The sequence below is a fragment of the Cupriavidus sp. SIMBA_020 genome, assembly GCF_046535395.1.
Classification (GTDB): domain Bacteria; phylum Pseudomonadota; class Gammaproteobacteria; order Burkholderiales; family Burkholderiaceae; genus Cupriavidus; species Cupriavidus campinensis.
On record NZ_JAWRWU010001056.1, the window covers coordinates 1 to 256 of the forward strand.

1 pseudogene is annotated in these 256 nt (G+C 66.0%); it reads right to left on the bottom strand.

Features of this window, described 5'->3' with window-relative positions:
- Nucleotides 1–256, bottom strand: a pseudogene (locus tag SB751_RS32715) (amidohydrolase); the annotation flags it as partial.

Below are 256 nucleotides of genomic sequence, written 5' to 3' on the forward strand. Positions count from 1 at the left end.
CGCTTGACGCCGCCGGCGATGTTGATGACCTTCAGCCCCAGCGTCTTGACCGCGAATTCCAGTTCCTCGATGCCTTCCTGCGGCGTGTTCAGCGGAATGCCGGCCACCGGCGTCAGGCGGTCGCTGTACTTGCGGTACTGGTCGGCATGGAAGTGGTTGATGGCGCGGTGCAGCGGCTGGCGGAACTCATCGCCGGCGCCCAGCGGCGCCAGCACGTCGTTGGGAAACAGCACGGAATAGTCCGCGCCTTGCTCGG